9 protein-coding genes are annotated in these 8,830 nt (G+C 62.3%); all 9 read left to right on the top strand.

Features of this window, described 5'->3' with window-relative positions:
• Positions 1-34: 34 nt before the first annotated feature.
• Positions 35-1,186 carry a muconate/chloromuconate family cycloisomerase gene (locus ILFOPFJJ_RS26750; RefSeq protein ID WP_173513585.1) on the top strand — a complete coding sequence of 384 codons (1,152 nt, stop codon included), beginning with the start codon at positions 35-37 and terminating at the stop codon, positions 1,184-1,186.
• Positions 1,187-1,189: 3 nt separating this feature from the next.
• Complete coding sequence (gene catC / locus ILFOPFJJ_RS26755; RefSeq protein WP_173513586.1) at positions 1,190-1,480, top strand: muconolactone Delta-isomerase; 291 nt, start codon at positions 1,190-1,192, stop codon at positions 1,478-1,480.
• Between the two features lie 73 nt (positions 1,481-1,553).
• Positions 1,554-2,492, top strand: coding sequence for a catechol 1,2-dioxygenase (gene catA, locus ILFOPFJJ_RS26760; RefSeq protein ID WP_173513587.1), 939 nt, complete (start codon positions 1,554-1,556; stop codon positions 2,490-2,492).
• 107 nt (positions 2,493-2,599) lie between these two features.
• On the top strand, positions 2,600-3,958 hold the full coding sequence (locus ILFOPFJJ_RS26765; RefSeq protein WP_173513588.1) for a Rieske 2Fe-2S domain-containing protein: 1,359 nt from the start codon (positions 2,600-2,602) through the stop codon (positions 3,956-3,958).
• Positions 3,955-4,443 carry a benzoate 1,2-dioxygenase small subunit gene (gene benB / locus ILFOPFJJ_RS26770; RefSeq protein WP_173513589.1) on the top strand — a complete coding sequence of 163 codons (489 nt, stop codon included), beginning with the start codon at positions 3,955-3,957 and terminating at the stop codon, positions 4,441-4,443. The genes ILFOPFJJ_RS26765 and benB overlap by 4 nt, the downstream gene beginning before the upstream one ends.
• A gap of 41 nt (positions 4,444-4,484) precedes the next feature.
• Complete coding sequence (benC, locus tag ILFOPFJJ_RS26775; RefSeq protein WP_173513590.1) at positions 4,485-5,510, top strand: benzoate 1,2-dioxygenase electron transfer component BenC; 1,026 nt, start codon at positions 4,485-4,487, stop codon at positions 5,508-5,510.
• Positions 5,507-6,292, top strand: a complete 786-nt coding sequence (gene benD, locus ILFOPFJJ_RS26780) for a benzoate diol dehydrogenase BenD (RefSeq protein WP_173513591.1) — start codon at positions 5,507-5,509, stop codon at positions 6,290-6,292. The genes benC and benD overlap by 4 nt, the downstream gene beginning before the upstream one ends.
• Before the next feature lie 38 nt (positions 6,293-6,330).
• A complete protein-coding gene (locus ILFOPFJJ_RS26785) occupies positions 6,331-7,665 on the top strand; it encodes an MFS transporter (RefSeq protein WP_210267579.1) in 1,335 nt (444 codons plus the stop codon).
• A gap of 128 nt (positions 7,666-7,793) precedes the next feature.
• Positions 7,794-8,618 carry a 3-oxoadipate enol-lactonase gene (pcaD, locus tag ILFOPFJJ_RS26790; protein ID WP_173513593.1) on the top strand — a complete coding sequence of 275 codons (825 nt, stop codon included), beginning with the start codon at positions 7,794-7,796 and terminating at the stop codon, positions 8,616-8,618.
• Positions 8,619-8,830: the final 212 nt, after the last annotated feature.

Genomic DNA, 8,830 nt, shown 5'->3' on the forward strand with positions numbered 1-8,830 from the left:
GCTAATTTCCTCGTAATCAAGGGAGGAAGATCTGGTGTCTACGGGAATCCGTATCAGCGCGATCGAAACAATTATACTCGATCTGCCCACCATCCGGCCCCACCGGCTGTCGATGGTGACCATGAACCGGCAAAGCATGACCACCGTCCGCGTCCGCTGCTCCGACGGCTTCGAGGGGCTCGGAGAAGGGACGACGATCGGCGGTCTCGCCTACGGGGCGGAAAGCCCGGAAGGCATGAAATTGACGATCGACGAGTATATCGCGCCGCTGCTGATCGGCCGTGACGCGACGCGCATCCAGGCAGCCATGGACCTCGTCGTCAAAGCGGTAAAGGGAAATCACTTCGCCAAATGCGCTGTCGAGGCGGCCCTGCTCGATTGCCATGCGCGCCGCCTCGGTCTGCCGATGTCGGAACTGCTCGGTGGCCGGCGCCGCGACAGCCTCCCAATCGCCTGGACGCTCGCCTCCGGCGACACGGCCAGGGACATCGACGAGGCGCAAGCCATGCTCGACCGGCGGCGCCACAAGGACTTCAAGCTGAAGATCGGCGTAAAATCGATCGAAGAGGATGTCCGCCATGTGGGCGCGATCCGCAAGGCACTGCCGGACATGGCCTCGATCCGGGTCGACGTGAATATGGCGTGGCGGGAGCGGGAGGCGCGCAATGCCATCCAAGCTCTGGCTGACGTCGGCTGCGTGCTGGTCGAACAACCGGTGCAGGGGATAACAGCCCTCGCCCGTCTGCGGCGCGCTTCCCCGATCGCGATCATGGCCGACGAGGTTCTGGTTGGACCTGAAAGCGCGCTCGAGGCGGCGACCGCGCGGGCTGCCGACGTGTTCTCGATCAAGATCGAGCAGGCCGGAGGGTTGTTTGCCGCCGCTCGGGTGATCGCAATCGCGGAAGCTGCGGGCGTCAGCGTTTACGGCGGCACCATGCTGGAGGGGCCAATCGGCACGATCGCCGCCTCTCAGTTGATGGCGACCGTCAGGGAACTGGAATGGGGCACTGAGTTCTTCGGGCCGCTGCTTCTGACTGAGGAGCTTTTGGAGGAGCCGCTGCGCTTCGAGAACTTTGAGCTCAAATTGCCAACGGGTCCAGGGCTCGGCGTGATGCTCTCCGAGGAAGCCGTCAATCGCTTCCGCAGGGATGGCAAGCAAGCTTCGACCTTGCGCGTGGTGGGGTGAACAATGCTTTTTCATGTGCGCATGAACGTGAACCTTCCCCATGACCTGCCCGCTGCCGAGGCGGCCGATGTCATCGCCCGGGAGAAGGCCTATTCGCAGGAACTGCAGCGTACCGGCAAGTGGCGGCATATCTGGCGGATTGCCGGTCAGTACGCGAACTACAGCGTGTTTGACGTCAGGGACAATGCGGAGCTGCACGAGGTTCTCTCGGGACTTCCGCTGTTCAAATTCATGGACATCGAGGTGACGCCGCTTCTCAGGCACCCCTCCGCGATCCGCGAGGACGATACCTAGAGCCTTCGTCAGCGGTGGTCCCGGGAGGACGGGAACCACCGCAGTTCAAAACAATCCAAGTGGAGGAATCGACATGAACGTGAAAATTTTCGACAGACCGGATATTCAGGACTTTCTCAAGGTACTGAGCGGTTTGGACAAGACCGACGGCAATCCGCGTGTCAAAGAGGTCGTTCATCGAATTGTGTCCGATCTGTTCAAGGCAATCGACGATCTCGATATCACCCCCGACGAATACTGGACCGGCATCGCCTGGCTCAATGAGATCGGCGCCGCGGGTCAGGCCGGCCTGATCTCGCCAGGTCTCGGTCTCGACCATTTCCTCGACGAGCGTCTCGACGCGATCGACGAGGCCCTCGGCATCGATAATCCGACCCCGCGCACCATCGAGGGGCCGCTCTATGTCGCCGGTGCGCCGGTTTCACACGGCTTTGCCCGCCTAGACGACGGCACCGACGAGAACGGCCACACCCTCATCATGCACGGCACCGTCTTTGGTGCCGACGGCAGGCCGCTGCAGGGCGCCATGGTCGAAGTCTGGCACTGTGATACCCGCGGCTTCTACTCGCATTTCGATCCGACGGGAAAGCAGGCGCCGTTCAACATGCGCCGCACGATCATCGCCGACGCAAACGGATGTTACAAGTTCCGGAGCATCGTGCCGCACGGCTACGGTGTGCCGCCGGGCAGCCCGACCGAGCAACTGCTTTCCGCGGTCGGCCGCCATGGTCAGCGCCCGGCGCATATCCATTTCTTCATCAGCGCCGATGGTCACCGCAAGCTGACGACGCAGATCAACATTGAGGGCGATCCGCTGGTCAACGATGATTTCGCCTACGCGACGCGCGACGGCCTGGTTCCGGCTGTCATCGAGCGGACCGACGAGGCCAGCATCAAGGCCAATGATCTGAGCGGTCCATTTGCGGAGATCAAGTTCGACATTCATCTTACGGCCATGGTGAACGGCGTCGACAACCAGGTCAACGAACTGCGCAGGCGCGCAGCCGCCTGACAGGCAATGCCGGCGGCCCGCGCGGGCCGCCAACACCCCTTACCGTCAGTATCGACACAGTTGCAGGGCAGCGCCGGTCGGCGCGCGCCTTCTGCGGGAGATAACCCATGTCTGCGATTATCGACAAAGCCCGGGACCTCGATCATCTGCTCGCCACTGCCGTGCAGGACGACAAGGAGGCCGGCATATTCCGCTGCCGCCGCGACATCTTCACCAACGAAGACCTGTTCGAACTGGAGATGAAGCACATCTTCGAGAGCAACTGGGTCTATCTGGCGCATGAAAGCCAGATTCCGGAGAACAACGACTACTACACGACCTATATCGGCCGCCAGCCGGTGGTCGTCACCCGTGACAAGAACGGCGAACTCAACGCTGTCATCAATGCCTGCGCCCACCGTGGCGCAATGCTGTGCCGGCGCAAGCACGGAAACAAGGGCAGCTTCACCTGTCCCTTCCACGGCTGGACCTTCTCCAACACCGGCAGGCTGCTCAAGGTCAAGGACGAGAAATCCACCCAATATCCGCCCCAGTTCGCGAAAAACGGCTCACACGACCTGAGGCGGGTGCCGCGTTTCGAAAGCTATCGCGGGTTTCTGTTCGGCAGCCTGAAGGAGGACGTGGCGTCACTCGAGGATTTCCTCGGCGAAACGAAGGTCATCATCGACCAGATCGTCGATCAGGCGCCGAACGGGCTTGAAGTGCTGCGGGGCAATTCGTCCTACATCTACGACGGAAATTGGAAGCTGCAGATGGAGAACGGCTGCGACGGCTATCACGTCAGCTCCGTGCACTGGAACTACGCCGCGACGATGGGCCGGCGCAAGGAAGAGGGTACGAAGGCGGTCGACGCCAACAGCTGGAGCCGCTCCGTCGCGGGCGTCTACGGTTTCGAGAACGGCCATATCCTGCTGTGGACGAACACGATGAATCCGGAGGTCCGTCCGATCTACAACAGCCGGGACGAGATCAAGGCACGAGTCGGCGAAGACAAGGCGGATTTCATCGTCAATCAGACCCGCAATCTCTGCATCTATCCCAACGTATTCCTTATGGACCAGTTCTCGACGCAGATCCGCGTGACGCGCCCGATCAGCGTCGACAAGACTGAGATCAGCATCTTCTGTTTCGCGCCGAAGGGCGAAAGTGCCGCGGATCGCGCGCTGCGCATCCGCCAATACGAGGATTTCTTCAACGTGTCCGGCATGGGCACGGCCGACGACCTCGAAGAATTCCGTGCCTGCCAGGCCGGTTACGCCGGCACGGCGGCGCTGTGGAACGACCTGTCGCGGGGCGCGCCGCTCTGGATCGATGGTCCCGACGAAAACGCAAGGAGGATGGGCATAGTGCCGCTTCTTTCCGGCGAACGCAGCGAAGACGAGGGGCTGTTCGTCCGCCAGCACGAATACTGGGCCAAGGTGATGTGTCAGGCGCTGGCCGCCGAAAAGGAAGGGGTCGTCGCATGAGCATTTCCTATGAAGCCGCGTGTGCATTCCTCTACCGGGAAGCGCGCCTTTTGGACGACCGCGAATGGGATGAATGGCTCACCTGCTATGCACCTGATGTGACCTACTGGATGCCGGCCTGGGACGACGACGATCAGCTCACCGAGGATCCGCAGACGCAGATCTCGCTGATTTATTATCCGAGCCGTCACGGCCTGGAAGACCGGGTCTTCCGCATCAAGACCGAGCGTTCGGGCGCCTCCACGCCGGAGCCGCGCACCAGCCACAACGTGACCAATGTCGAGTTCGTGGAGATCCGAGGCGACGAGGTCGACCTTCGCTACAACTTTCACACGCTCAATCACCGCTACAAGGTCACCGACCACTTCTTCGGCACTATGTTCGTCACGCTGCGCAGGAGCGACGACCGCCTGGTGATCTCGCGCAAGAAGATCGTGCTGAAGAATGACTACATCCGCCAGGTCATCGACGTCTATCACATCTGACGGCGTCGCCGGACGGCACAGGGACTGGTGAGGAGGGTTCCATGGCCAGCTACAGCATCGCTTTGAACTTCGAGGACGGCGTTACACGTTTTATCGAATGCAAGGACGGCGAGAAGGTTCTCGACGCTGCCTTCCGCAACAAGATCAACCTGCCAATGGACTGTTCCGACGGCGTCTGCGGTACCTGCAAGTGCCGCGCCGAGAGCGGCAGCTACGAGCTCGGCGACGACTATATCGATGATGCTCTGACTGCCGACGAGGCGGAGAGCGGCCTCGTGTTGACCTGCCAGATGAGGCCGTCCTCCGACTGCATTATTGCGGTCCCAACCACCTCGATCGCCTGCAAGACCGGGCAGCAGACCTTCGCCGCCACCGTCGCCGCTGTGGTGCCGCACAACGATGCGGCGATCGTGTTGGAACTGGATGCCGACGCTGAGGCACCCGCGTTCCTGCCCGGTCAGTACGTCAATATCGGCGTGCCGGGCAGCGGCGAGCACCGTTCCTATTCCTTCAGCACGGCGCCCGGCCAACAGCGCATCGGTTTCCTGATCAAGAAGATCCCCGGCGGCGTCATGAGCGGCTGGTTGGAGCGCGCCGAAACCGGGACCAAGCTCGAGCTGACCGGTCCCTTGGGCAGTTTCTACCTGAGGGAGGTCGAGCGACCGCTCCTGTTCCTGGCCGGCGGCACGGGGCTTGCGCCGTTCCTGTCAATGCTCGAGGTGCTGGCGCGCGAGAATTCGCAAGAGCGGGTTCACCTCGTCTACGGCGTCACCCGGGATCTGGACCTGGTTCTCGTCGACGAGATCGAGGCTTATGCAAAACGGCTCGCCAACTTCACTTGCAGTACCGTCGTGGCCGAGGAGTCGTCCAGCCACCCGCGCAAGGGCTGGGTGACCCAGCATATGCCGGCCGAGGCGCTCAATGGCGGCGATGTCGACGTTTATTTGTGCGGCCCGCTGCCGATGGTCGACGCCGTGCGTACCTATTTCGACGACAATGGCGTGAAGCCCCACAGCTTCCACTACGAGAAGTTCACGCCCAATGCGTCAGCGAAGGTGGCTGCATGAGCACGGCGCGTTTCGAAGGCCGTTTCGCGGGCAAGGTGCTGGTCGTCACGGGTGCCGCGCAGGGTATCGGTCGGGCCGTGGCGATCCGCGCGGCGGAGGAGGGCGGCCAAGTGTTGTTCGTCGACCGCGCCGACTTCGTCGCCGAAGTGGCGACGGCGGCCGGCGAGAATGCCGCGGCTTTCAAGGCCGATCTCGAAACCTATGAGGGGGCGGCGGCGGCGATGCGGTTTGCGGCCGAACAGTTCGGCGGCATCGATATCCTGATCAACAATGTCGGCGGCGCGATCCGCATGCGTCCCTATGCTGAGTTCGAACCGCAGCAGATTGACGCCGAAATCCGCCGCTCGTTGATGCCGACGCTTTACTGTTGCCACACCGTGCTGCCGCATTTCTTCGCCCGCGGCGGCGGCACGATCGTCAACGTGTCCTCGAACGCCACCCGCGGCATCCATCGCGTGCCGTATTCCGCGGCCAAGGGCGGCGTGAATGCCATCACGCAGTCGCTCGCCATGGAGTTGGCCGAGCGCAACATCCGCGTGGTCGCAACGGCGCCCGGCGGGACGGAGGCGCCGCCGCGCCGCATTCCCCGCAACACGGAAGGCGACAGCGAGGCCGAGAAGGCGTGGATGACCGATGTCGTGAGCCAGGTGAAGCAGTCCAGCTTCATGAAGCGGTACGGAACCATCGAGGAGCAGGCCGCGCCGATCCTGTTCCTGGCGTCCGACGAGGCGTCTTACATCACTGGCAGCGTGCTGCCGGTCGCCGGAGGTGATCTCGGCTGAAACCATTTTTTCCATGCGTAACAACTCGGGGAGGAGTCATGATGCGCAACATCGATGTCAACGAAGCAATAGACAATACGCCTTTCGGGCCCTTCCAGTGGACGGTGGTCGCTCTCTGCGGGCTGCTGCTGGTTGTCGATGGCTACGACGTCTTCGTCGCCGGCACCGTGCTGCCGACGCTGATTGCTGAATGGGGCCTGAGCAAGCCACAGGCCGGCGCGCTGCAGGCATGGGCGCTGTTCGGCATGATGTTCGGCGCGCTCATTTTCGGCCCGCTGGCGGACAAGATCGGACGGAAGAAGGGCATCGCGATCAGTTTCATGCTGTTCACCCTGTCCACGCTGCTCACCGGCTTCGCCAATTCGCCGGAGCAATTCAAGATCTTTCGCTTCTTCGCCGGCCTTGGCTGCGGCGGGCTGATGCCGAATGCCGTCGCGCTGATGAACGAATATGCGCCGAAGCGCCTGCGCGGTACCATGGTTGCGCTGATGTTCTCCGGATATTCGGTCGGCGGCATGGTTGCGGCCGGACTCGGCATCGGCATGATCCCGCAATACGGCTGGAAGCCGATGTTCTTCATCGCCGCCGTGCCGCTGCTGATACTACCCGTCATCCTGTGGAAGCTGCCGGAATCGCTGGGTTTCCTCATCCGTCAGGGCAAGCAGGAGCAGGCAAAGCGGATCTACGGAAAGATCAATCCCTCCGCGCCTCTCGGCCACGACGACAAGCTGGTCTTCTCCGAGACCAAGGGCGCGTCGGCCTCGATCGCCGAACTGTTCCGTCACCAGCGTACGCTGCGCACGCTCATGCTTTGGGTTGCTTTCTTCTGCTGCCTGCTGCTCGTCTATCTGTTGTCGTCCTGGCTGCCGAAAGTGCTGCAGGAAGCAGGCTATGCCGAAAAGGCCAGCCTCTTGAGCCTGTTCTCGCTGAATTTCGGCGGCATGGTCGGAGCGATCGCCGGCGGCCGGCTGGGCGATCGGTTCGGCCTGCCGAAGGTGGTTGTCGGCTTCTTCATCGCCGCCGCCTTGTCGATTGCGCTGATCGGCTTCAACCTGCCAGCAGGGCTGCTGTTCCTGATGGTCTTCGTCGCCGGCGCCACGACTATCGGCACACAGATCCTGCTCTATGCCAGCGTCGCACAGCTCTACAATCTCTCGGTGCGTTCGACCGGGCTGGGCTGGGCCTCGGGCGTGGGCCGCATCGGCGCCATCGTCGGGCCGACGCTTGGCGGCGTCCTCCTGGCGCAGGACCTTCCGCTCCAGCATAACTTCCTGATCTTCGCCATCCCGGCGGCAGTCTCGGCTCTGGCGATGCTGGTGTTCGCGGTCAGCAATGCGCGGCGTGCAAGCGACGTGCAGCTTGTCCCGGCATAACAAAAGTGATCGGCGGCGGCCGCGAACAGCCTAGCGCGGCCGCCGGCGATTCCCATCCATGCTGACCTGCAACACGTGCTTGAAAGGCCGGTGTTCAACCCGCTTACGGCTTATAGAGGCATTCGCCCATGTCTTATCTCGATCTTGCCACCCATCGCCTCCACTATCGTATCGACGGCGACACGGACGGTAGCCAAAACAAGGCGTGGCTTATGTTCTGCAATTCGCTAGGCACCGACCTGCACATGTGGGACGCGCAGGTAGCCGGACTGTCGCGGGATTTCCGCGTGCTGCGCTATGATCGTCGCGGTCATGGACTGTCGTCGGCTCCACCGCCGCCATACTGTTTGTCCGACCTCGGCAACGACGTGCTCGCGCTGCTCGACGCGCTGGAGATAGAGCGGGCGCATTTCTGCGGTCTCTCTATCGGCGGCCTCACGGGGCAGTGGCTGGGTATCCATGCCGGAGAGCGCTTCGGCAAGATCGCTCTGTGCGCGACATCCGCGAAGATCGGTACCGCGGAAAGCTGGACCGCGCGAATGAACACCGTCCGGGAGAGGGGTCTGGCGCCACTGACCGCCGCCACCGTCGAGCGCTGGTTCACGCCCGGCTTCGAGGCAGTTGAACCCGGCACTGTCGGCAAGGTGCTAGACAGTTTTGTCACGACCTCGATCGACGGGTACATCGGCTGCTGCGCTGCTTTGGCCGGAGCCGACCTGCGGGAGGATATCGAAAGGATCGTCAACCCTCTGCTGGCCATTTCCGGCGATGATGACCCGGTGTGCCCGCCAGCCGACTTGGAAGATATTGCTAGCTGCGTGCTGCAGGGACGGTATCTATCGTTGCCTGGCCGCCATGTAGTTAACATCGAGTCTTCGCAAGCATTCAATGCGGCGCTGTTGGCGTTTCTCCGTTCCGAAGACAGCTTTGACAAGCAACTCGAGCAGGTTTGATCTCGGCGAGAGCTGCATGCGAGACAGTGTGTCTTTGGGCCAGGCTGGGGAGAGCCCCCTCCGGCTTCATGGATTTGCTTGCCCAGGCCGGTTCGAAGCGACCGTTTTCAAATCATTCTTTCGTTCCAGCGGTGAGCGCTTGCGGAAGACTTCCGCGGGCGTTCGGTAGCCCAGGCACTTCCGCGGCGTCGAGTTGAGCCGGTCGCAGATGT

Source organism: Sinorhizobium psoraleae (assembly GCF_013283645.1).
GTDB classification, from domain to species: domain Bacteria; phylum Pseudomonadota; class Alphaproteobacteria; order Rhizobiales; family Rhizobiaceae; genus Sinorhizobium; species Sinorhizobium psoraleae.

Bases quoted from the DNA above. Each gene is read 5' to 3' on its own strand.
- catC (WP_173513586.1), top strand. From the start codon at position 1,190: ATGCTTTTTCATGTGCGCATGAACGTGAACCTTCCCCATGACCTGCCC.
- catA (WP_173513587.1), top strand. From the start codon at position 1,554: ATGAACGTGAAAATTTTCGACAGACCGGATATTCAGGACTTTCTCAAG.
- ILFOPFJJ_RS26765 (WP_173513588.1), top strand. From the start codon at position 2,600: ATGTCTGCGATTATCGACAAAGCCCGGGACCTCGATCATCTGCTCGCC.
- benB (WP_173513589.1), top strand. From the start codon at position 3,955: ATGAGCATTTCCTATGAAGCCGCGTGTGCATTCCTCTACCGGGAAGCG.
- benC (WP_173513590.1), top strand. From the start codon at position 4,485: ATGGCCAGCTACAGCATCGCTTTGAACTTCGAGGACGGCGTTACACGT.
- benD (WP_173513591.1), top strand. From the start codon at position 5,507: ATGAGCACGGCGCGTTTCGAAGGCCGTTTCGCGGGCAAGGTGCTGGTC.
- ILFOPFJJ_RS26785 (WP_210267579.1), top strand. From the start codon at position 6,331: ATGATGCGCAACATCGATGTCAACGAAGCAATAGACAATACGCCTTTC.
- pcaD (WP_173513593.1), top strand. From the start codon at position 7,794: ATGTCTTATCTCGATCTTGCCACCCATCGCCTCCACTATCGTATCGAC.